This window comes from Niastella sp. sgz303648 (assembly GCF_059587045.1).
In genome coordinates this window covers 1-22,711 of sequence record NZ_JCAPSW010000034.1, presented here as the reverse complement: position 1 = coordinate 22,711, position 22,711 = coordinate 1, and the positions used below count along the sequence as shown (strand labels likewise).

The window sequence follows — 22,711 nt, the reverse complement described above, 5'->3', positions numbered from 1 at the left end:
ATAGTGAACCCCGCCTTTGGGCGGGGTTGTTTTTTATATTAAATAGTTCATAATAATAAAACTACAAACTTAATCTTCAACCCACATGGTATCCTGTAAAAACTTATCGCTTATATCGCTCTTCGATCTGAATATGTAGTATTCATCAGTCATCTTTAATATTTCCGTTTTGATCACCGTTGATTTTTTTAACCGGGATGACGAAGATGATAAATGTTTTGCTCCTTCCAGGTACCGGAGTTCGTAGGCACAATTTGATGTCCATTTAATTGAAGCTGTAGTGGTAGCCTGTGTTTTTTCATTGGTTTCCTGTTGGGTTGAATCATTCCGTTCAATAACAAACCAGTAGCCGTTATTTTTACCTTTTACATGATACCGGAATGTACCTGTTTTATATTGACTGCAACTTCCTTTTTCGGATGAAGTGCTGCAGGAAATAAATAAAACCGAAGTTATAGCAGAGGTTAGAAGTACAATAATAAGTCGCATATAGGGTACTCTTTGATGGATTTAATGTGTGTTGTAACCGTCAGGAATGCATGATCTTTTTGCGATGCTTCTTACCCCATTCCTGGATGGCAAGTAATACCGGTTTCAAATCCTTTCCGCTACTTCACTATATTCTACTGTTGTAGAATGTATAGCAAATGTAAATAATTTTGAATCTGCAATTTCAATTAAACTTTTCGCAATCTTTATTAAAAAAGGGAGACAGCTTCATAACAGACGATGAAAGAATGCTTGTATTTTTTGTATTGTCGGCCCACCCTTCACCTGGCGAACAAGAGATTTGTATTTTCCGGAAGGAAAATTACTGTTGAAACAGTTAGATAAAGAAGTAAAAAACTTATCTTTAAATAAGCAATCTGCATCAGTTGACTTAGACACCCGCGCCCCTGGGATCTGAAAATAAGACAACATTTTTAAAGCTACATACAGAAGCATCAAGGCTGCTATTATTTGCCTGATACAGGTTAACAGCGAAGCCGGTCAACACAATAAGTATACTGCAAAGTTCCGTTAAACAGGTTCTATAACAGGCTTTGCACATGCTTTTCATTCATTGTGAGCGGCATTTTTAAAAGCAAAAGATAAAATCAAGCCATTCACTAACAAATAAATATTTCAATTATGACAACCTTTCTTAAGACCATCAGTAATACCATAAAACATTGGTACGTTCCAATGATAGTTGGACTGTTATTTATAGCCATGGGTATTTATATTTTTACCGTTCCGTTGGAAACCTATTTAACGTTAACTATATTTTTTACTGTTTCCTTGATTGTTACAGGCCTTTTGGAAATTTACTTTTCAATTGTAAACCAAAAAGTGATTGATGATTGGGGCTGGTATTTAACAGGGGGCATTTTAAGCGTTCTGGTGGGCATTTTATTAATAATGTACCCTGAAATTCCCATTACAACCCTGCCTTTTGTGATCGGGTTTAGCTTATTATTCAGGTCGTTTCAGGCTTTGGGTCTGGCTTTTGACCTTAAAAATTATGGTATTTTAAGTTGGGGAAACTTAGCATTGGTAAGCGTTATTGGAATTATTGCTTCATTGCTTTTAATCGGGCACCCGGTATTTACAGCTTTTTCCTTAGTTACGCTTACAGCCCTTGCATTTATTTTCGTTGGCATTACAGGTATTGTATTAGCTTTTCATATGAAGAAATTAAAAAATCTGCCTAACCAGTTAAGTAATGATTTAAAAAACAAAATAGAAAAACTGGAAGAGGAATACAATCAACAATTACATAGAACTAAAACCACAGCACACATTGCTTAGTTGTAAACATCATTGCTTCTCCTGCCAATGGCAGGAGAAGCAAATTGCAACCGGCAATGAATATTTTTCCTGCACCTCATTATGTATCCTTTCATACCTGTTATTTCTTTTCACCCCTGCACTGGTGATAAGGCCGCTAAACTGCCGGCTAACATGCAGGCGGTTTCATTAGCCGGTGTTATGCAGTAATTACTTTTTGGCAGTTTTCTTTTTGTGCGTACTGCATTCATTCAGTAATTTTTTCCGATGCATTATTCCCCATTTCTTTAGCGCCTCAATAACTTCTTCGAGCGATTTGCTATAAGGCGTAAGGGAATAGGTAACTTTAACGGGGTACGATTCTTCTACCGTACGTTTAACCAGACCGTTTAATTCCAGGTCACGTAACTCTTTCGATAACATTCGGGCTGTTATTCCCTGTACCTCTTTAGCTATTTCATTGAACCGTTTTTCACCAAACGAAAGGGAAATAATAATGGGCAGCTTCCACTTACCGCTTAACATATCCAGAGCATCCCGCACAGGCCGCAAAATACCCATGCATTCGCCGTGCTCACTTTCTTTTTTTACATGATTCATAATTACCCGCTTTACTTACCTGAAGGATAGTGGTATACAAAAGTATAGCGCTATACATTGTATACCAAATGTAGGTAGCTTTGTGTTGTCAAACAAAATATTCAGATAACAAAAACACAAAGATATGGCAACAACAAAATGGACGCTGGACCCAACACACAGCGAATTAGGATTTAAAATCAGACACCTGATGATCAGCAATGTATCGGGTTCATTTAAAAACTTTCAGGTACAGGCAGAAACAAACGGTGATGATTTCACCACTTCCCGCATTGAAGCAAAAGCCGACATGAGCTCTATTTACACCAATAATGAGCAACGGGATGCGCATCTTCGTAATTCCGATTTCTTTGAGGTTGAAAAACATCCTGAGCTACACTTCGTATCTACCAAAATTGAAAAGATAGATGGTGAAACATATTACGTGTACGGCGATCTTACCATGAAAGGCGTTACCCAAAAAGTGAAATTACAGGTTGAATACAGCGGCGTTACTAAGGATCCCTGGGGTGGCGAAAGAGCAGGTTTTTCAGTTAGCGGCAAAATCAACCGTAGCGACTGGGGTATTAATTTTAATAAGGTGATGGAAACAGGCGGCCTGGGACTGGGTGAAGAAGTAAAGATCAACAGCGAATTACAACTGGTGAAGCAGGCAGCTGTAGTAGCGGCTTAAGGCTGTTTTTTAAAATATTGGGTATATGCATCCCATGGCTCATCCATCGGATGCAATACTTTTATAAAATATTCATATGTCAATCAAAAGAAAACTCGTCAATATACAAACGCCGGCCGGGCAACCCGGGTTTCTCGGACACGGCCATATCGCCCGGCCCGTGATACAGGTAGCCTATACCAATAGTGATCCTTTTATAATGCTGATGGATGATATGCTCGATAAAAAAGATGAAACACCCGTTGGAGGGCCCCATCCGCATGCAGGCTTTGAAACGGTTTCATTATTACTGGAAGGCGAAATGGGAGATGATGACCATACCATGAAAGGGGGTGATCTGCAAATGATGACAGCAGGCAGCGGCATCATTCATACCGAAACCATAGAAAAGAAAACGAAGATGCGGCTGTTGCAATTATGGCTGAACCTTCCTAAAAAGCATAGATGGGCATTGCCCCGGTTACAGGATATTTCACTGGAACATGTGCCGCACACCTCTGAAAACGGACTGGACATAAAGGTATATAGCGGTTCTTTCGCCGGCCTCTCCTCTCCTGTTCGGAACTATGTTCCTGTAATAATAGCCGACATAAACATGCAACCCGGCATTACCATGGTACAGCAAATTCCGGCTGCATACAGCACTTTTTTATATGTTATTAATGGAAGTGTACAGGTTGGGGAAGATAAAAAGCTGTTGCAGCATGACCAGGTAGGATGGTTAGACCGTTTTTCGGATACAGCTGAAAGTGAATTGATCGTAACTGCAACCGGGGCCGGCGCCCGTTTTGTGCTCTATGCCGGACAGCCTCAGGGAGACGCCATTGTTTCACATGGTCCGTTTATTGGCGATACACCCGATGATATCAGGCGATTGTATCACGAATACAACCAGGGTAAAATGCAACATATTTCCACCGTGCCGCAAACACAACGGTTTGTGTGGTAGCTATTGGGACTTGGGTGAAAGCGGTTAAAAAAGGACCGCGATTAAGCGATCCTTTATTTCGGGGTTCCGGGCAAACTCGCCGGAGCCATATAATTAATTGAATTATTTCTTTACCCTTGTCTTCTTTACATCCTCTTCAGTTATAGAGCCTGCTTTGTTGCCAAAACTGCCGCGTATAAAGGTGAGCACATTGGCAATATCCTTGTCGGTGAGGTAATTCAATGGCGGCATAGCATTGCCGTATTTTTCACCATCTACCGGTTGCTGGTTGAGCCCTTTGAGCACCACATTGATCAAACGGCTTTTATCACCCAACACATAACCCGTTTTAGACAACGGCGGATTCAAATCGGGTACCCCACCCCCATCGGCCTGGTGACAGGCTGCACAATTTTGCAGGTACACCGTTTTGCCGGCGATAAAAGCAGGTTTTGCAACCGGTGCTGCTTTGGTTGCAGGTTTTGTTGTTGCTACTGTTTTCTTTGCCGCTGTGCCAGGAGTTGACTTTTTAGCTGTTAAAGGTTGTTTTGCAGGAGCAGCCTTTATAGCGGCCTTTACCGGGCTTTCTTTTTTATTGTATGATATTTTAAAGATAGTGCCGCCTTTATCATCACTTACATATAAAGCACCATCGGGGCCCTGCGCCAGTCCGCATGGACGATGATCAGCGCGGCCATTGGCGGTTTTTTCTGAAGAACCGGAGAAGTTATCGGCAAACACTTCCCATTCACCGTAAGGCATTCCATTTTTAAAAGGCTGAAACACTACAAAAAAACCGGCCTGAGGTTCGGGTGCACGGTTCCATGATCCATGAAAAGCAATAAAGGCTCCGTTCCTGTATTTTTCAGGAAACTGGTTACCGGTATAAAACAATAAACCATTCGGGGCCATGTGTGCGGGATAAGCAGCTGCCGGATCAATGAAGTCAGCGCTTCCTTCTTTTTTGCCATCACCGCCATATTCGGGGGCCAGCATTTTCTTTTTTTGAAAACGATCATAGTAAATAAAAGGCCAGCCGGCGTTATCTCCTTTGTTTAAAGCATACATACATTCTGCGGGCAGCTCGGCATTGTCTTTTGTTGTATACAGATCGGGAAAAATAAAATTCAGCTGATCTCTTCCATGCTGCATCACAAACAACTTATTGCTTTGATAGTTCCAGTCAACGGCCACCACATTGCGCAAACCGGTAGCATAACGAATACCATCGGCATAAGTTTGATCTTTTTTATCACGCTTAAACATCCACACGCCACCGGTTGTTTCGAGCAGCGGACAACCTGCAATGCCCAAAGAACCTTTCTGGCGGTCGCTTTCCTGGCATGAGTTCAAAGGGCAGCCAATAGGTATATACATGTTGCCTTCCTTATCCATCATGATAGATTTTGTTTCGTGGGTGCCTTTGTCGACCAAACCGGTCACGATACGCTCTACCGAATTTGTGTCTACCTGGTTGTTCGCATCTACTTTGTATCGGAATATTTCAGAGTTGGAAGATGTATATAAATAACCATCCCGCAGATAAACACCTGTGCCCCCATAATTACCAAAGCCGAATTTCAACGTTGCTTTTCCATTTTCCTCATGCAGCAGCAGTATGCCTTTGCCATTCACCGGCCGTGCGAGCCGTACGTAAATGTCGTTTTGAGGGGTTACTACCAGATGTCGCGTTTTACCGAGCTTGTCTGCAACAATAATTGCGGAAAAACCTTCGGGTAATTTCAGGCCTGTAGTGTCGGTAAACTGCGTTTGTGTTGTTCCATTAAAGGGTAAAAGCAATAATAAAAAAAACGTTGCCAGTACATGGTTCTTATATAAATTCATTTCTTCTTCCTTTACTATATGATTTTTAATATCACAAAATAGTATCATTTGTGATATTTATAATCAATAAGTCTTAATTGCTTAATAGATTGCTATTCTGCTTTAATTTTACTTGTAGCAAGTACTGATAAGAACCAGGCGGCCCCGTTTACGGGTTATAAAAACAATATGTAAATGAATATGGGGGCTGCGTAAGCGGCCCCGTTTTGTTATGCGTTTTCTAATTCTTCAATGTTAAACTTCGACATTTTCATAAAAGCATCAATTACTCTCGGCGCTCTTTGCGGATCTGCCATTAACTTTGGTAATATGGCTGGTACAATTTGCCAGGATACACCAAATTTATCATCAAGCCAGCCACATTGATCATATTTACCACCTTCGCCCAGCTTTTCCCAATAGTAGTCTATCTCGGCCTGTGAACCGCACTCTATTACAAACGATGTAGCAGGAGAGAATTTGTATTTCGGGCCACCATTTAAGCCCATAAACCTTTTTCCGTTCAATTCAAAAGCTACTACCATGGGGTTTTCGGCTGTAATTTTTGAATTTTCAAAAATGGAGCAATAAAAATCTGCTGCGGCTTTTGCCTGCCCGTCGAACCATAAGCAGGGATAAATTTGATTTGTCATAATTGATCATTTTTAATTAGAATTCAAAGTAATAACAGGCAACGGTCTTAAAATAGAACAATCCCGACAAAATCATTTTTTACTCTTCCGAACCATAATTAAGGTACTGCTTAGGGGTGATATCAGTAAATTCTTTGAATGCCCTGATATAATGACTTTGATCAGCATATCCGTTTTGAAATGCGATATCAGATAATTTGTGATGATTTCTATTGTTTAGTTGAGTAAAGGCTGCATTGAATTGACAAATACGCCGGTAAAGATTAGGCGCTACACCAATATTTTTTTCAAACATTCTTTGAAAAGTTCTTTCGGTCATATGCAATTCTTTTTGAACAATAATCAGCGATTCCTTTGAAGGATTACCGGCAATTTGTGTAGTTGCATATTTTATGAGCGGGCATTCACTTTTTGATCTGGCTATTAAACCTATAATAAAATTGTCTAATAAACCAATCATATCATCGATGGTACCGGCATTCAATAATTTTTCCTGGAGTGCAGCAGATTGTTTTGAGAACAATAAATTTAAATCAATTGGCTTGTCTGTCAATTCCTGGGCTGTCACTGCAAAAAGAGGTATTAGCGTATAAGGTTTAAAAAAGTAAGCAATTAAAGTAAAGTCATCGGTTAAGGTCAACGATTCAGGCAAAACGGTTTGTCCGAAAAGTGTAAGATGATGTGATTTATCATTCCCCAATTTTCCTTTTATTGATTTAAAAAGTATTGTAGGAACACCATTGGCATAAAGTGGTAAAATAAATGGAGTAGTAATTTGGTTATTTTCAATTACTAATATCCTGTCTACATATGCTGCAATTTTATCGTTTGGCAAAAGGTTGCTGACGTTCATTTTGTACAAATTTGCTGTTATTGGTACTTCTGTTGTCAATTGCCTCAACCCTTAAATTAATGATATTAAATGATACTTTGAACATACCGGGCGCCAATAGAAGACTATTTTTTCAATGAAAAATTCTATGGGAGAACAGTTCCAATGACACATAAGGAAATATTGGAAAGACTGACAACAAAAACAGAGCGATTTGGAAACGAAAGAATACCAGCCGTTAACAAAAAGTTGTATCTTTAATGCACGGCTTTATATTTCAGTTTGCCGCCTGCGGTCAAAATTGAACTGAAAAAGCTGAAAATTTTCTTCTTCTCTTTCTCTACTTCCCAATCACCTTTTTATTATTGATTCTTTTGTCCGGGGACTAACCGGGGCAGGGTTTGGCTCGTACCTGCTTAGGTAGTTTCCCGTATTTATTTCGTACATGTCTCGTATATATCCCGTATATAAGCCCATCCTTTAAAGGAACGGAATATGTACGACTTACATACAGCATAGACAACTGATAAATACGATAGATTATCGAACATAATACGATCCGGATACCTCCCTGGTACGCTCCCGGAAGAGTTCAGCTGTAAACAACAGTAAGAAAACAATAAGACAGAAAGTGAAGGCTATTATAGCCGGAATAATCGTGAGTATACGCAGGTATAATGTGTAAAATATAGATAACCCGTACGTTAGTACGAAGATACACATTTGCGCGTAAATTACATATAAATATTTTACATACCATTAAACCACTATTATGGGAAAATTTCAACCACCAATGGCCTACACAGGCACCGTAAGCAATATATCCGTTTACAAAGTCAGGGGATCAGATAAGCTGATCGTGCGTACAAAAGGCGGTCCTACCAAACGACAGATACAAACAAAGAAATCCTTTGCCACCACCCGTAAGAACAATATGGAATTTGGCGGAAGGGCTAAAATTGTCAGCCACGTAATGAGCGCACTCCGCCTGTTCAAATACCTGAGCGATTACAATATCGCCGGTCCGCTCAATTCATTATTTATACCCATTCAGGCGCTCGATACCGAACATGAGCACGGGCAGCGTGATATAGTTTTATCAAAGAATCCGGGATTGCTGCAGGGGTTTAATCTCAACCGACGCACGCCATTCAATACTATTATTGCTAGCCCAATTAAATATACGCTGTCAAAAAAAACATTGAAGGGCTCTGTTACTTTTCCGGCGCTGATACCAGGTACAAACTTTTTCAACCCGGGAAAATATGGCTGGTATAAGTTCCTCGTGACAATAGGCATTGTGGAAGATATGTTCTATGATCCTGCAGGATATCGTACGGAGAATAATATAGAAATGTATTCCTGGGCTCAAGAAGAAACAGATTGGTTGCCGGTGGCTCCCTCACCTGCATTTTCTATTCAACTAAATGAGTTACGCGATAGTTATGCCGGCTTTTTAAAAGAAGGCCGCCTCAACAGCCATAGCTTATTACTGGGTGTGGGTATTGCATTCGGCAACATGGTAAACGGCCAGATTGAAATGGTTAAATACGTTGGTGGCGCCAAAGTGTTGGGCATGGTTTAGAAAACAGGTAGCAGGCAATGGGCATGCTTTGCCCCCTGTTTGCGCGAGCGAAGTCGAAAGATTCAGGCGGGGCTGCGAAAACGGCCCCGTTTTGTTTTGGAGATAAAGGAAATATTTTGCTAAACAATAGGATTATTCCGCACATTTGAAAACTGAAAATACTCTACAACTGGCTGTTTAAAACAGACTCAACATGGAAAAATTCGAAATATTATTATATAGCATTCCTGAAGGCAAAGCCACTATTGAAGTGTTCTTTGAAGCGGGAACGTTCTGGCTGTCGCAAAAAAACTGGCGGAATTGTTTAATGTAGATGTGAGAACAATTAATGAGCATTTGCAAAACATATTCGGTTCCGGCGAGTTGGAAAGGGAAGCAACTATCCGGAAATTCCGGATAGTTCAAACGGAAGGTTCCCGCCAGGTTTCACGGGATGTTGATTTTTACAATCTCGACGCAGGGATTATTAACCCAACCTTTAAATTTTAAACAAACACAAATTGAAATCTGAGATTCAATTAATAAAATCTTCATTGCTTACAGATTTCCCGTCTGGGTCTTCTATTAATTATTACAATGGGAAATTATATCTCATAGGAGATGACGCTAACAATATTTTAATACTTGATAATGATTATACGCAGATTGATTCCATTCAACTGTTTAACTATCCGACAAAAAGAATTCCCAAATCAGAAAAAACAGATTTTGAAACCTCAACGCTGTTGGAATTAAATGGCATACTGCATTTGTTAGTGATAGGTTCAGGTTCGCGTGAAGAAAGAAAAAAAGCATTGCTTTTACGTGTTGCCAATGCCGTTGTTGCCCCTGCTACCCTATTTCAACCATTTTTTTATAATAAAGTATTTTTTGCCCAATTAAAAACAAATGGTATCCAGGAGGTGAATATAGAAGGATCCACTATAATTGCAGACAATCTGGTATTAAGTAACCGGGGAAATACAGCAAATCCATGGAACCATCTTATTATTACTCAAAAAGATGGTTTGGTTACTGAAAGCAAGCAATCTTTTATTGTACAAAAGCTTACGTTACCTGTAAGTGCAAAGGAATTTATTGGGGTTTCGGAACTATGTTACATAGAATCAAACAATATTTTATTTTTTGCCTTATCCAGCGAGGCTACCACTAATTCCTATGATGATGGCATTATTGGCGACAGTTATATCGGATGGATATATAATTTCACTGAAAAACTCCATCACCCCGAATTAATCTTAGATGAAATGATCAACCTGCGTACCATAAATAATGAATTTGAAAAAGAAAAAATTGAAGGCTTATGCGTTGAAGCAGTGAATGGCAATGAGTTTACCATTCACCTGATCAGTGATAATGATAATGGCGAAAGCAAACTGTTCAATATTAAAGTAACCATGAATCGGCTGGCATGAGCCGGCCGGAACTAATAATCTACCAAAACTTCCACCAACGTTTTCGGGGCTTCATGAGAACTGAAAGTGGCTTTTGCTTATGGTAGTTTGACTCTTCATAGTTTATTGTTTTACCGTCATAGCCAACTCGGTAAGTACTTCCATTGAAGTCTGTCAATGCAATATAGCTATCATGCATTTCAAAAGCATTGCCTTCGTAAAGGCAAACGAAGATATCTGCTCCACCATAGCTCCAAAGTATTTTTCCTGCTCGGTCTATTCGCGCTATAGACAATTCACCATGCGATATATATGTGTTCTGGTATTCATGGACTGAAAAGCAGGTCGCCTCGTCCACTTCTGTCACCCAATTGATTTCCAAATAGGGAAGTGTAAGGCTGAATAATTTGTTGCAGCAACGAATAATGAGATTGCCCTCATCAATTAATGCGGTGTCACTATGAACGCGAGTTCCGCCACCACTGGCTAATATTATAGCAGATTTAAACGGGTTATTGTCTTTGTAAACCTTAACGGCATGTTGTGAGTTTGGCGAATATGATTTGTCCGAATCAGATTGAATGACCATGTCATACGAAGTCGGGCTGTCTGTAGATTGAACAAATGCAGAATCATCAAATAGTTCGATAGTCAGGTCATTATGTTTTAGGGTAATTGTCATTCATTAAATATTTGTTGTTGATTGTCTTTCCCTCAAATCCGAATTTTGAATGCACTATTGCCTAAGTAAAAACTTTTTAATCTCTGTATACTCACCTGATTCACCCAGATGACTGTCGTTCGGATAAATTTTAAAATGTTTCGGCGATTTGATCCTGTTATAAGCAGCAAATCCCATGTGCGGTGGACAATCATCATCAAATAAAGCCGTGGCAAAAAACACGGGGCAGGTAATCCAATCTGCAAATCCCTTCGTGTCGATCAGGTCCTGAACATGGAGCGCATCATTAAATGAGCATGCATCGTTGTAATATTTCAAATATGATTTGATTTCTGTATTGCACATAGTTCTTATTCTTAACTGATCGCGGGTGTCGCATACAAATGGATCAAAGTATGCGCAGGCTTTAATTTTGTCACCGCATAAACCTGCAGTAGCCAATGTTAATCCACCGCCCTGACTTCCGCCCATCACACCTATTTTATTGGCATCAACTTCCGGTCTGCTCAATAAAAATTCAACTGCACGAACGCAATCCATATAAATCGAGCGATACGCATTTTCTTTTTCGCTGCAAAGTTTATATCCCCAAATACCCGGGATGTCAAAACCCGGATTAAAAACATCGGCGCTGATTCCATGTCCACGAACGCAAATAGCCAGTTCAATAATATCGTCATTGCTATTAATAAATGGTTTTCCATTATCAAATCCATATCCATAACCTGGCACATGGAGTATTGCAGTATGTTTACCACTGGTGCGGGGAACAAAGTAGTAACCTCTGATAGTGATTTCACCCATAGATCTCATTTCAGCGATATAACCATCACGATTGCCGGTACAAAGACTATCAACTTTTTTGATTTTGTATGCAGGCGCTACTTTCTTCAATTCGGCAAGTGCATCTTCCCAATATTTTTTAAAACCCGGAATGGTTTGATTCGGGCACTGAATTTTTTCAGGAGACATGGCAAACCATTTTACAGCACTGGCAAAACCGATATCTTTCATGACCGCCGTACATTCATAAAAGCCGGGCTGCGTAATTTCCTTTGTGAAATTGAAAGGAATAGTTCCTTCTCCGGCTTTTATATTAAGCGTTTTGTGTACTACAGTATCGTGAAAATCAGAAACAATAAATAGCTCAATCGAACCTTTTTGACGGGCCTTATATTCAAGGTTAATGGAAGCGCTTTTGTCGCCGGTAGAAAACAAATGATCTTTAGCTGGAACAGAAATTTTCAGATCAGAATAATTGTCAGCTTTTGATGGCGTTAACAGGCACAGATTATAGCTTTTGCCGCCGGTATAAGAAAGATCAGAAGCAAATATGGTAATTAAATTATCCCCACCCTGAACCAACACATCATTGGGAACCTGGTAAACAGTTTGAGCACCCCGGTTACGCGACCAGAACTGGTTTGGCAATTTTCCGCCAACATATTTACCGTTAATATAAATACTTTCAACATGGCATTGTAAACTAAGCGTGAGCAAAAAATTTGCGTCTTTATAATTTTCCGTTACGATAAACTTTTTCGCAAGGCAACACTTTCCATTATGCCAGTAATACCCCTGACGTTCCCATGACAGCAGCAGGTTAATGTTATTCCAGTTATTTATGTTGAACTTATTTTGAAGTTCAGGGGTGGTATCGCTAAAACTTATTTTCCATGCCGGCGATAAAAAGTTTTGTGCAAAGGGAGTATTTGAAAACAAAAGCAAAATGAACGAAAGAATTATTAGCTTTTTCATATTATCTAACAAGCCCTGGTAAATATTATTGCAAAGCGGAAGTGCCGGCAAAATTTATGTATAAGCTTGCCGTGTAAATTTATGTTAGTAAATAGTATTAAGAAAATTTCGTAGCCGGAACTAATAATCTACCAAAACTTCCACCAGTGCTTTTGTTTAGAATCGCATTTTGATCTTTTCGCAAAGCTTCAATAACGGGCCTGTAGCAATCAGGTCGAACTTCGCCGTGATTGCGTCTCGATAAGGCTCTTTTCTCCAGGCATGATAAGCTTCGTAGCTTACAGGATCGGCATCCAACGCCAGGAGGTAATCTGCCAGTTCACGTACCGACGAAAAATCGCTAACATTTATAAAGCATTTATTTCCCGGTGCAAATTCCTCTATATTAGGGGCTCCCAGATAAATGGGAACCGATCCTGCGACCAAAGGCTGAAAAAACTTTTCAGTAACGTAATCCTTAGCGATTGCATTCTCAAATGCAATGGTAAATTTATAAGCGGCAATTACATTCTCCTTCGTCACCTTCCCTTCATCATTGCCAGGATTGCGGTTGTTCATGCATTTTCCATAGGAATGTATGTCAATATACTTCATCAGTTCTTCCAGCAATTCGAGTCGTTTGCTTTGATTAAACCTGCTTGATATAAAAGCATTGACGAATGCACTTTTAGCTAACGGGGGCCGTCTGAAGCTCTCCCGGTATTGTAATCTCAGATAAGGCCTTGGAATGTCGGCATCCAGCTTATAAGTAGCCATGATATCAAACAACGCCAGCACATGAGGCTGATATTGCCAGGTGTAGTGCGCTTCGCATTCCATCGACCAAAAGACCCACAATTCATCATCCCTTTTCATATCACGGTTTAGTATCGGATCCGAAGGCTTAAGGGTAGGCATATGAATGATCAGCGCTACCGCCTGATCTCTATAGGAATGATCGTTTGTCAGGAAGAAATCTCCTATGGGAGAAAAATGTGGTTCATCCGTCCACCCCCAAACCTTGTTGTATATCAGAATTATGTTGGATCGCATAGTATCATTTATCACTATCAGACCTTTTTTAGCATTCTGATCTTTTCACAAAGCTGCCATAACGCATCTGTAGCAATCAGGTCGAACTTCGCCGTGATTGCATCTCTATAAGGCTCTTTTCTCCAGGCATGATAAGCTTCGTAGCTTACAGGATCGGCATCCAACGCCAGGAGGTAATCTGCCAGTTCACGCACCGACGAAAAATCGCTAACATTAATAAAGCATTTATTTCCCGGTGCAAATTCCTCTATATTAGGGGCTCCCAGATAAATGGGAACCGACCCCGCGACCAAAGGCTGAAAAAACTTTTCAGTAACGTAATCCTTAGCGATTGCATTCTCAAATGCAATGGTAAATTTATAAGCAGCAATTACATTCTCCTTCGTCACCGTACCTTCATCATTGCCAGGATTGCGGTTGTTCATGCATTTTCCATAGGAATGTATGTCGATATACTTCATCAGTTCTTCCAGCAATTCGAGTCGTTTGCTAAGATTAAACCGGCTTGATATAAAAGCATTGACGAATGCGCTTTTAGCTAACGGGGGCCGTTTGAAGCTCTCCCGGTAACGTAAATCCAGATAAGGCATGGGAATGTCGGCATCCAGCTTATAAGTAGCCATAATATCAAACAACTCCAGCACATGAGGTTGGTATTGCCAACGGTAGTTCGCTTCGCATTCCATCGACCAGAAGACCCACAATTCATCATCCCTTTTCATGCCACGGTTTAATATCGGATCCGAAGGCTTAAGGGTAGGCATATGAATGATCAGCGCTACCGCCTGATCTCTATAAGAATGATCGTTTGTCAGGAAAAAATCTCCTATGGGAGAGAAATAAGGGACATCCGACCAACCCCAGGCCTTGTTGTATATCAGAATTATGTTGGATCGCATAGTATTATTCTTTTGGATCAATTACCATAGCTTTCGATCAGGGAAATCGTATCATGCAGATCCCGGTCATTGCGTAAATTGCTCTGCATATCATGCAGCGAAATCTTTATCGACTCGTCATTCAATACCTCCCGGATCATTCCAAGCAAATGCGACGGCGTAATCTTCCGCATACTGCCGCGCTTCCCTAATTTATGAAACTCAACCCTGGCTGCATTTCCCGGCTGATCATGCCAACCCGGGAAAACGATCATTGGCTTTGCGAAATAAACTCCTTCCCGAAAAGAAGCAAATCCACCATGCGTGATGAATAACCTAGCTCTTTTAAGCACTTCGATCTGAGGAACCATCTTGAATGCCTTCACATTTTCAGGCATTGGCCCGCACCTGCTTAGGTCCTTAATTTTCTGAGTTTGCAATATGAGCTGACAGTCGGGCAGCTCCTTCATCACCGCAAAAAGACAGCGATACAGGTTGTGGGCATGGTAGTGACCACTGCAGGTTCCCATGGCACAATATATCAGGCTCTTTCCTTCCTGCAGAAAGCTGAGATCCATCTCAGGTTCCTTTCTATGCTCGTCTACACATGCATTCGTATACCACCTTCCGTTAGAATCTTCCTGCCGGGGAAAATCCAGGCATTTAGGCCCCAGCGTGATCTGCGGCACCCGCAATGTCAGCCCGTACTCCGTTCTTGCCAGTCCAATACCCGATCGTTTGATGCGAGACTGAAGGGATGTATACTTTTCCGTACCGAATCCAAAACGTAGCAGGGCTCTATATGTAATTTCCCGGTAACGCTGTTTAAAAAACAGCTTCTTCCACGCGAGGTCGGCTTTCAGTTTCGAAAAAAAATTGCCATCTGCAGATGGAAAAAGCCCGGTAAATACCGGTGGACGGCCCGCTGTATAAAAGGAAGCCAGGGTGCAGTTCATGTTTATAATGGGTATATTACAGTTGATGAAGGGAACGGAAAAAATCTGCGAATTCGCATCCAGCAACACCAGGTCGGGCTGCATCTCCATGATCCATTTTTCAGCCTGACTAAACAAATATTCGAATAGCCGCAGTGATTGTCTTACGTTAAAGCGCATCCTGGTGATCGACTTCAGCTCTTTGATAGCTGCTTCCTGTTCCTTCAGCATTGGGGTTATATCGAAGGAATGGAATTTGAACCCTTGCCGTTCAATATATTTCCGGTCGTCCTCGCTACCTAAATAAATAAGGTCATGCCCCCTGTCAACAAGAAGATGTGATAAGCTAAAGCTGGCGTTAAGACCCGATGCGCCGTGCATAAATACCAAAATCAATTTAGATTTACTCATAGTTGGCTTAATTTAAAAACGCATAAAAACCGCCATGGCGGTGAATCGAAAAACTGATCCACACAGTTGATCCGGGTTTGTATGTGACGACATGACCTACATAAGTTGTATCGCCAACCACCACACTCAAAAAAGAAGGCGAATCCCTATGCATATTATTATTCATGCCCTTCTGAACACTACCCGATACATAACCATACAAATCGCATGGGAAGTCTTTCAGGCACAGTTGTACTTTCGTGGCACTATCGAAATTATCTGTATCCCTGCCGGGCATAATCTTCAGTACCAGGCTACCTTGTGTATTTGAATGATCTATCACCGCAGGTATCCTTACCCGCTGATCAAGGGGAAAGAACAGGAGCGCCAGCACCAGCACAATCAACATGGAGATCATTAGCAATACTGCCCATTTAGTCAAAAAGCTTCGGTCATTGCCGATGTAACTGCTATACATATAGGTTAACGTTCAATTATATCGAGTTGATTGTTGATAAAATCGTAATACTTTCCCCGCATACCGGCCAGTTCATCATGCGTTCCCTCCTCGATTATACACCCATCTTCGAGAACGATGATCTTGTCGGCATTTCTTACTGTACTCAAACGGTGTGCAACAACGACAACGGTCTTTTGCCTGAAGTGTGACCGGATATTTCGAACAACTTCCTTTTCATTGTGCACATCCATAGCATTGGTGGGTTCATCGAAAAATACAAAATCAGGTTTTCTGTAGGCAACCCGTGCGATTAACAACCGCTGTTTTTGCCCCTGACTGATATTGAGGCCACTGGCGCCGAGTTTCGTATCGAAACTTTCGGGCAATGATTTGATAAATGAATAGATATTGGCTATTTTACAAGACTCGATGAGCTTCGACTGATCGATCTCCTCATCTCCCACCGCAATATTACGGGCAATGGTGTCGTTGAAAATAAATCCGTTTTGCAAAACAGCCCCACATCTTTCCCTCCAATCCGATGCGCTCACGTCCTTAAGATCTACGTCGCCCATGCTCATGCTCCCCTGATATCCATCGTAGGTCTTTAATAATATCCTTAAAAGGGTCGTTTTGCCGCTACCGCTTGCCCCCACAATGGCAGTCATCTTGCCTGGCTCAATATCGAAGCTGATATTTTTAAGCACAGGCCCATAACCCGAACCGGGATACGAAAAACAGAGGTCCCTGATATTTATCCCCTTGCCGGCAGGAACACTCTTCCCGGGATTAACCGCGTCGGCATCTTCTTCTTCCATACCATGTATTTCATTTAACCGCTCCACAGCCATCTTAGCCCTCTGCGCATCCTGAAGAAAGTTGATGAATTGCTCCGCCGGTCCTGATAATTGTCCAAGAATATATTGAACGGCCAACATTGCTCCAAATGACATTTCCCCCTTCATAACCGCCTGAACAACTATAAAAGTCAGCAATACATCTTTTGTTTGACTGAAAAATATTGCCCCGGCCTGCTGATATTGTGTAACGGAAAGCAGCTTCAGCCTTTTTCGAAAAAGGTCCATTTGGATATCTTCCCATTCCCATCGCTTCTGTTGATGCACGTTATTCAATCGGATTTCCTCCATGCCCCGAATGAATTGCAACGTAGCCTCGTTTTCACGGCTGGTTGCATCGAATATTTTATAATTCAATCCCCTGCGCGCCTTGTTAAACAAGGCCATCCAGGCGAAATAAGCAAGCATACCGCCGGTAAATATTACGAACAGGCTCGCCTTGAAGGTTACAAGAAGTAAAGCAAATACAATAAAGTTCAGCAACGAGAATAAAGTATTGAGTGTTTGCCCCGTTAAAAATGACTGAATCTGTTCATTCTCATGGATACGCTGTAAAATCTCCCCCGAACGGCTGGTATTGAAATAAAGCATCGGCAGGCGATTCAGCTTAATCCAAAAATCCGAGAGCAGGTTCAAATTGACATGGGTGGAAACGTACAGCAAAACCCTGCCACGTATAAAATCCAGAGAGATCTTACTCAACATAAACACCAGCTGGCAACAAAGAAATAATATAACGATATCGGTACTGCGATAGCCGATACCAATATCGAATATGTTTTTGGCCAGGAAGGGATAGATCAGCTGAATAACAGACACAAGCGCCAGGGTAACGAATATCTTGGCCAGCATCCTGCGACATCTCGAAAGATAATTAAAGACAAATTTCCATCCGAATTTAATGCTCCCTTTCCCTTCACCGGCATAAAATTTCGCCGTTGGATCGAGCAGCAGGACTTTGCAAAATTCGCTGCTACCATCGATGGCATTCAATAACCAATGATCCGAAAGCTCTTTGTGGTCAAATACAAGTACCTCCTGGTTACCGGATAAAAATTCCTTCTTTTTACTGTCTTTCCATTTTCCCTTTTTACACAGTACCGCAAACCCCGAATTACCCCAATGAATGATGCAGGGAAGGGTTATTTCTTTCGACCACGAATCGTATGTCACCGTGCGGATCCTTGTGCGGAACCCAACCTTTTCAGCCAACCGGCTGATCGTTTGCAAAGAAGGGCCATCCTGTGGTACGACTATCAATTTACTGAGGCTGTTTTCGCAAAGATCTTTACCATAATATTGTAAAATAATACGTAAACAGGTTATGCCATCATTCATATTAGTGTTTTATTGAAATCATACCATGCATCAACAGGGTAAAGGGATAAACAAATTAAACGAATCTGCTAAAAGTCATCTTAGCAAAGACTGCATAATAAAATGCGGCTTTTACTACAGCACACTTATCATACTGCTATAAGATACTTTGGCCGGAAGGAGTGATCTTTACGAAATTTCTATTGGCTATAAAACCCGGGCGTTGGTCAGGCATTTCAGGGATCGTATTATCCAAACTATTGTATGTTACCAGATATGTATTACGATCCCATGGAGAAATATTGCTTGTAGAGGCATGGAATACATTTCCATGAAAAAACAATACTGAACCCGCAGGCCCTTTAGCCGAATAGATCCCACGCTTTTTTGCCCAGTACGAAATATGCCCTGGGTCTATGGTAAATTTCAAATTAGTCGTCAGCGCAGACATATAGGAAGTGCTTTCATAATATTCTTTGAACCATTCGCTGTCGAACGCCACATTGCCGGAATGATTGCGTCCGTCACTAACGATTCCAGCCTTATGAGATCCGGGGATCAGGAACATGGGCGCATTGAACTCCGTTACATCATCCAGGAAAATCATCGCCGTAACTACATCGGGCTTTTCCATACCGTCTTCTTTATGCCAAAATGTAAAATCCTGGTGCCATTCCCACCAGTCTCCGGCCATGGCCTGCTTGACATTTATTTTGGACTGATGTACATATACATCATGACCGATTAGTTGCATAGCAGGTTGCACCAGGCGATCCAAACTGATAACCCGAACAAACAGTTCACTCGAGGATTCCGGAGCAAATATCGATCTCACAGCCCCATTCTTCTCCAATATCCTTTGAGGCCCGTCCACTTTAGCTATTTCATCTGCTTCCTTGCGAATGGAATCGATCTCCTCTTTGGAAAGAAGGTTTTCCAGAAGCAAATAACCATTATTGTGATATCCTTCAATTTGCGCAGTCGTAAGTTTCATATCTTTTTATTTAATATTATACAATTGAAAATGCTATCCACGCTTCTTTCTACTCAATCGCCAATTACTGACAAACCTGATGAACGCACCCGTCCAGGAAATTGAATCCAGACTGATCTTTATAAATGGATAAGTGATGATGGCGCCCAGTCTATTATGAATGAATTCCCGGGATTCAGCGGGAGACATGGCCAGGAGAGAGATACACCATGCAATCTTCGAAAAATAGATCAACGCAATAAAGGCCAGCAATTTTTCATAATCCCAAACACCCAAACCGAAGATCAGATAAGGCAGCAGGATCATCAGCACCACCACGAGCAAGTCTATAAGTGTAATTCTGCCTACGACGCTCATCCTGCGTATCTCCTGCAGGTAATAAGATAATTCCTTGTAAAAGGTTTCAATGTAACCAAGGTTCCACCTTATCCTTTGTTTGACCAGCGATTTAAAAGAAGAGGGAGGTTTTGTCAATGCCAGTACATTCTCCAAATAAAATGCCTTATAACCCAACTTAAGCCCTATGATCGTCGCTTCGCGGTCCTCGCCACTTCTAAGGCCGCTATGTTGCCCGTATATGCTTAGCAGAATATCCCGCTTAAAGCAGGAGCCGGCGCCCGGCATCACCCGTATCGTGTGTTCTTTCCGGTGAAATTTATAAATACTTCTTTCAATGGAATATTCCAGTTGCTGAAATTCGAATATGTTTCCATTTCCATCGAAAGGAAGCATCCGAAAATAACACCCCATAAAATCATCGTGCAAACAAACTTTGGAATCCCCGAATAATTGCTCGATCCCTATAAGTTGAGTATCGAAATCAGAAAGAACAACAATATCATGAGCGATATTAAGAACGGTCAGGAATAATGCACCCACTTTCTGTCCGTTTGGAAATACAGAGGAAATATAAAATACGGCATCATTCTTTTCCTTATAATCGATCATAGCGGCGAGGCTATCGTCCGACGACCCGTCATTAATGATGATCACGTCCAGCTCCCGGCTGAATTGTCGTGCAACCGAATCGAAATAACCAAGCCTTGTTTCAAAGTCGTTTCCGTTTTCGTTATACAGCGGTATCAGCAATGCTTTTTTGCTGCTATCCAAAGGCGATTCCCCGATCCATTTGAAAGCCGATCTTTGTTCGTTCAAATACTTCCGCATTATTCACTATTTTTTCCATGAAGAAAATATTACCTGATGTGTTTTACGCGCAGATCCTGCAATGTTGCAAAAAGATGGTCCGATATGTATGTCGTAAACAGCAAATACCTGCTAAAGAAATCACGTATCACTTTTGCGTCATAGATGCCATGACTATACACCACACAAAGTTCGATCTGATGCTCCATCTGCCGGATCTCCAGTTCAAGATCGATGGTTACCACACGATCCGCCCGCAGATCGGGAAGTACAGTCACCAATAATGAGCTTTCGGAAACAAGACCCGAACTGATACCGGGTGTACCGGGCTTCTCTCTCCTGAGATCATTGAATTGCATGTTGATGTTCCAAAAACAACCGATGAATTTCTGCCCTGCAGGCAGCATAGCCCCTGAGGCCTCCATCAGGGTATAAGCACGGTAACGACGCATATCCTCATTCGCACCTCTGACCTTCCATATAGCTTTCTCTACCGTGTCACTTCCTTCCAGATCCGTGCGTATCAGAACGGTCCTTGCATAACAGCCGATTTGATGTTCGGCCCCGGGATGGTCTCTTCCGAATACATAGGTTCCTATAGCAAGCCGGCTATTCCCTGTTGTGCAAAACAACCAGGTCTTTAATGTCATCTGCAGGATCTCGAACATACTGGCGGAATGCGTCCTCGATAAAGCAACCAGTTTCGCCGTCAATTCAGGGCCATAATCGAAATGCTCCTTTCCGGCGGTGTTGGTAGCCGTTGAAGTTTTTCTTGTACAGCCAGGAATCAGAATTTCGTCGTGAAGCTGTTGAAACGATTGATGCCAGTATTGTTTATGTTCCGTTTTGTTTTTCCTCGTATATTGATTTTCATACGCCAGATATTCCTTGTATTGGAAAGTCAGAACCGGCAAAGCAGGCGGTTTGTCCTGCGCTATACTCAGGTATAAAGAATGCAGGTCCCGCAGCAGGATCTGGGACGACATCATATCGAATATCACATGATGCAGCTTTATCGACAGAATATATTCACGCTCTGTAACACGAATCAGCCGGCACAGGAACAAAGGAGAAACAGCGGTATCAAATTTATGATGCGTGAATTGCAGGAATGTTTGTACTTTTTTATCATCCTTTTCTTCAGCTGCATCCATAAACGACGGCTTGAAACAAGGCAGGTCAGCACTTGCTATGCACATCCTGTATGCTCCGTCCACCAGGTCAAAATATGCCCGCAGGCTTTCATGTCTTTCCACCAATGCCAGTACCGCCCGTTCGAACAAATCTTTCCGAATCGTTCCTTCGAGCTTATACATATGTATGGCCGAACCATGGTTTTCATCTCCTTCCTTATAATCTTTATCCAATTTCTTGTGGACCCAATAGCGCTGCGTAGGCGTGATCTCAAAATAATGCCGTCCTTCTTTCTCAATACCCGGCACAGGCATGCCGTACTTCGTGATATCATCCGGCTCCTGATTGAAATATAAAAGGATATCATCCTTGTATAATTTAAACCCCTGAATAAGCTCCGGATCGATTTTTTTCTGCCGGGATGTTTGCAATGTGATCTTCTGATCGGCGATGATCACTTCTACCCCCTCCTCCCGGCTCTTCCTCATGAGGGTGAGGATCTGATTGATACTTGCATTTCCCATTTCCTTTCATTTTTTACAGTTCAACAATATCATATGCTGTCATACTATCCTGTTCTCCGGGAAGCATCATCTGGATGAATTCGGCCAACAGGGAAATTGTAGCAGGCTGAAAAATCAGTTTAACGGGAACATTTACCTGCCATTCTTCCTTAATGGCGGCAATGAGCTGCATCCCCAATAAGGAATGACCTCCCGCTTCGAAGAAGTTCTGATGAATACCTATCCGGTCAACATGCAGTATCCGCTCCCAGATGACACTCATCCGCTGCTCTACCTCATTGCGCGGCGCTACATAATCTTCTCCTCCTCCCTGCTCCGGCGCCGGCAGCGATTTACGATCTACCT

Annotated in this window: 21 protein-coding genes; 5 read left to right on the top strand and 16 right to left on the bottom strand. The window is 41.7% G+C overall.

Translation table 11 applies throughout. The features are described from left to right. Positions 1–69 precede the first annotated feature (69 nt). Complete coding sequence (locus AC59IL_RS38640; protein ID WP_496557612.1) at positions 70–489, bottom strand: hypothetical protein; 420 nt, start codon at positions 487–489, stop codon at positions 70–72. A gap of 642 nt (positions 490–1,131) precedes the next feature. Between AC59IL_RS38640 and AC59IL_RS38635 the strand changes: the two genes are divergently transcribed. Beyond that, the gene (locus AC59IL_RS38635) at positions 1,132–1,791 is read left to right on the top strand and encodes an HdeD family acid-resistance protein (protein WP_496557611.1); all 660 of its coding nucleotides are present in this window, start codon (positions 1,132–1,134) and stop codon (positions 1,789–1,791) included. Positions 1,792–1,980: 189 nt separating this feature from the next. Here the strand turns inward: AC59IL_RS38635 and AC59IL_RS38630 are convergent, their stop codons facing one another. Further along, positions 1,981–2,370 (bottom strand): winged helix-turn-helix transcriptional regulator, encoded by a 390-nt coding sequence (locus AC59IL_RS38630; protein ID WP_496557610.1) that lies wholly within the window; start codon positions 2,368–2,370, stop codon positions 1,981–1,983. A gap of 124 nt (positions 2,371–2,494) precedes the next feature. Between AC59IL_RS38630 and AC59IL_RS38625 the strand changes: the two genes are divergently transcribed. Together AC59IL_RS38625 and AC59IL_RS38620 are read left to right on the top strand one after the other, a co-directional pair. Next, positions 2,495–3,043 (top strand): YceI family protein, encoded by a 549-nt coding sequence (locus AC59IL_RS38625; RefSeq protein ID WP_496557609.1) that lies wholly within the window; start codon positions 2,495–2,497, stop codon positions 3,041–3,043. A 76-nt stretch (positions 3,044–3,119) separates the two neighbouring features. Then, positions 3,120–3,992, top strand: a complete 873-nt coding sequence (locus tag AC59IL_RS38620; protein ID WP_496557608.1) for a pirin family protein — start codon at positions 3,120–3,122, stop codon at positions 3,990–3,992. A 102-nt stretch (positions 3,993–4,094) separates the two neighbouring features. Here AC59IL_RS38620 and AC59IL_RS38615 read toward each other — a convergent pair whose 3' ends face one another. The 3 genes from AC59IL_RS38615 to AC59IL_RS38605 form a co-directional block, all read right to left on the bottom strand. Then, positions 4,095–5,864: a PQQ-dependent sugar dehydrogenase gene (locus AC59IL_RS38615; RefSeq protein ID WP_496557607.1), complete on the bottom strand. Its 1,770-nt coding sequence runs from the start codon at positions 5,862–5,864 to the stop codon at positions 4,095–4,097. 161 nt (positions 5,865–6,025) lie between these two features. Further along, on the bottom strand, positions 6,026–6,448 hold the full coding sequence (locus AC59IL_RS38610; protein WP_496557606.1) for a VOC family protein: 423 nt from the start codon (positions 6,446–6,448) through the stop codon (positions 6,026–6,028). A gap of 79 nt (positions 6,449–6,527) precedes the next feature. Then, positions 6,528–7,301 (bottom strand): helix-turn-helix domain-containing protein, encoded by a 774-nt coding sequence (locus AC59IL_RS38605; protein ID WP_496557605.1) that lies wholly within the window; start codon positions 7,299–7,301, stop codon positions 6,528–6,530. A 751-nt stretch (positions 7,302–8,052) separates the two neighbouring features. On the opposite strand from AC59IL_RS38605, the gene AC59IL_RS38600 reads away from it, so the two are divergent. Next, positions 8,053–8,865 carry a hypothetical protein gene (locus AC59IL_RS38600; protein WP_496557604.1) on the top strand — a complete coding sequence of 271 codons (813 nt, stop codon included), beginning with the start codon at positions 8,053–8,055 and terminating at the stop codon, positions 8,863–8,865. A gap of 500 nt (positions 8,866–9,365) precedes the next feature. Continuing rightward, positions 9,366–10,280, top strand: a complete 915-nt coding sequence (locus AC59IL_RS38595; protein WP_496557603.1) for a DUF6929 family protein — start codon at positions 9,366–9,368, stop codon at positions 10,278–10,280. 19 nt (positions 10,281–10,299) lie between these two features. Here the strand turns inward: AC59IL_RS38595 and AC59IL_RS38590 are convergent, their stop codons facing one another. From AC59IL_RS38590 to AC59IL_RS38540, 11 genes are all read right to left on the bottom strand, one after another. Further along, positions 10,300–10,941, bottom strand: a complete 642-nt coding sequence (locus AC59IL_RS38590) for a hypothetical protein (RefSeq protein ID WP_496557602.1) — start codon at positions 10,939–10,941, stop codon at positions 10,300–10,302. A 54-nt stretch (positions 10,942–10,995) separates the two neighbouring features. Then, positions 10,996–12,699: an acetylxylan esterase gene (locus AC59IL_RS38585; protein ID WP_496557601.1), complete on the bottom strand. Its 1,704-nt coding sequence runs from the start codon at positions 12,697–12,699 to the stop codon at positions 10,996–10,998. A 156-nt stretch (positions 12,700–12,855) separates the two neighbouring features. Further along, on the bottom strand, positions 12,856–13,731 hold the full coding sequence (locus AC59IL_RS38580) for a glycosyltransferase family 10 domain-containing protein (RefSeq protein WP_496557600.1): 876 nt from the start codon (positions 13,729–13,731) through the stop codon (positions 12,856–12,858). A 17-nt stretch (positions 13,732–13,748) separates the two neighbouring features. Then, positions 13,749–14,630 carry a glycosyltransferase family 10 domain-containing protein gene (locus AC59IL_RS38575; protein ID WP_496557599.1) on the bottom strand — a complete coding sequence of 294 codons (882 nt, stop codon included), beginning with the start codon at positions 14,628–14,630 and terminating at the stop codon, positions 13,749–13,751. Between the two features lie 17 nt (positions 14,631–14,647). Further along, complete coding sequence (locus AC59IL_RS38570) at positions 14,648–15,955, bottom strand: glycosyltransferase (protein WP_496557598.1); 1,308 nt, start codon at positions 15,953–15,955, stop codon at positions 14,648–14,650. Between the two features lie 7 nt (positions 15,956–15,962). Beyond that, on the bottom strand, positions 15,963–16,412 hold the full coding sequence (locus AC59IL_RS38565; RefSeq protein ID WP_496557597.1) for a hypothetical protein: 450 nt from the start codon (positions 16,410–16,412) through the stop codon (positions 15,963–15,965). A gap of 5 nt (positions 16,413–16,417) precedes the next feature. Beyond that, positions 16,418–18,589 (bottom strand): peptidase domain-containing ABC transporter, encoded by a 2,172-nt coding sequence (locus tag AC59IL_RS38560; RefSeq protein ID WP_496557596.1) that lies wholly within the window; start codon positions 18,587–18,589, stop codon positions 16,418–16,420. Positions 18,590–18,725: 136 nt separating this feature from the next. Continuing rightward, entirely contained in the window at positions 18,726–19,562 is an 837-nt protein-coding gene (locus AC59IL_RS38555) for a phytanoyl-CoA dioxygenase family protein (RefSeq protein ID WP_496557595.1), read from the bottom strand. Positions 19,563–19,595: 33 nt separating this feature from the next. Further along, positions 19,596–20,729, bottom strand: coding sequence for a glycosyltransferase family 2 protein (locus AC59IL_RS38550; protein WP_496557594.1), 1,134 nt, complete (start codon positions 20,727–20,729; stop codon positions 19,596–19,598). Between the two features lie 29 nt (positions 20,730–20,758). Beyond that, the gene (locus tag AC59IL_RS38545; protein WP_496557593.1) at positions 20,759–22,366 is read right to left on the bottom strand and encodes a condensation domain-containing protein; all 1,608 of its coding nucleotides are present in this window, start codon (positions 22,364–22,366) and stop codon (positions 20,759–20,761) included. 13 nt (positions 22,367–22,379) lie between these two features. Next, positions 22,380–22,711, bottom strand: a 332-nt coding sequence (locus AC59IL_RS38540; RefSeq protein WP_496557592.1) for a phosphopantetheine-binding protein, incomplete at its 5' end; no start/stop codon positions are given.

Excerpts from the sequence above, each read along its gene's own strand:
- AC59IL_RS38640 (WP_496557612.1), bottom strand. The coding sequence starts at position 489 with ATGCGACTTATTATTGTACTTCTAACCTCTGCTATAACTTCGGTTTTA.
- AC59IL_RS38635 (WP_496557611.1), top strand. The coding sequence starts at position 1,132 with ATGACAACCTTTCTTAAGACCATCAGTAATACCATAAAACATTGGTAC.
- AC59IL_RS38630 (WP_496557610.1), bottom strand. The coding sequence starts at position 2,370 with ATGAATCATGTAAAAAAAGAAAGTGAGCACGGCGAATGCATGGGTATT.
- AC59IL_RS38625 (WP_496557609.1), top strand. The coding sequence starts at position 2,495 with ATGGCAACAACAAAATGGACGCTGGACCCAACACACAGCGAATTAGGA.
- AC59IL_RS38620 (WP_496557608.1), top strand. The coding sequence starts at position 3,120 with ATGTCAATCAAAAGAAAACTCGTCAATATACAAACGCCGGCCGGGCAA.
- AC59IL_RS38615 (WP_496557607.1), bottom strand. The coding sequence starts at position 5,864 with ATGATACTATTTTGTGATATTAAAAATCATATAGTAAAGGAAGAAGAA.
- AC59IL_RS38610 (WP_496557606.1), bottom strand. The coding sequence starts at position 6,448 with ATGACAAATCAAATTTATCCCTGCTTATGGTTCGACGGGCAGGCAAAA.
- AC59IL_RS38605 (WP_496557605.1), bottom strand. The coding sequence starts at position 7,301 with ATGAACGTCAGCAACCTTTTGCCAAACGATAAAATTGCAGCATATGTA.
- AC59IL_RS38600 (WP_496557604.1), top strand. The coding sequence starts at position 8,053 with ATGGGAAAATTTCAACCACCAATGGCCTACACAGGCACCGTAAGCAAT.
- AC59IL_RS38590 (WP_496557602.1), bottom strand. The coding sequence starts at position 10,941 with ATGACAATTACCCTAAAACATAATGACCTGACTATCGAACTATTTGAT.
- AC59IL_RS38585 (WP_496557601.1), bottom strand. The coding sequence starts at position 12,699 with ATGAAAAAGCTAATAATTCTTTCGTTCATTTTGCTTTTGTTTTCAAAT.
- AC59IL_RS38580 (WP_496557600.1), bottom strand. The coding sequence starts at position 13,731 with ATGCGATCCAACATAATTCTGATATACAACAAGGTTTGGGGGTGGACG.
- AC59IL_RS38575 (WP_496557599.1), bottom strand. The coding sequence starts at position 14,630 with ATGCGATCCAACATAATTCTGATATACAACAAGGCCTGGGGTTGGTCG.
- AC59IL_RS38570 (WP_496557598.1), bottom strand. The coding sequence starts at position 15,955 with ATGAGTAAATCTAAATTGATTTTGGTATTTATGCACGGCGCATCGGGT.
- AC59IL_RS38565 (WP_496557597.1), bottom strand. The coding sequence starts at position 16,412 with ATGTATAGCAGTTACATCGGCAATGACCGAAGCTTTTTGACTAAATGG.
- AC59IL_RS38560 (WP_496557596.1), bottom strand. The coding sequence starts at position 18,589 with ATGAATGATGGCATAACCTGTTTACGTATTATTTTACAATATTATGGT.
- AC59IL_RS38555 (WP_496557595.1), bottom strand. The coding sequence starts at position 19,562 with ATGAAACTTACGACTGCGCAAATTGAAGGATATCACAATAATGGTTAT.
- AC59IL_RS38550 (WP_496557594.1), bottom strand. The coding sequence starts at position 20,729 with ATGCGGAAGTATTTGAACGAACAAAGATCGGCTTTCAAATGGATCGGG.
- AC59IL_RS38545 (WP_496557593.1), bottom strand. The coding sequence starts at position 22,366 with ATGGGAAATGCAAGTATCAATCAGATCCTCACCCTCATGAGGAAGAGC.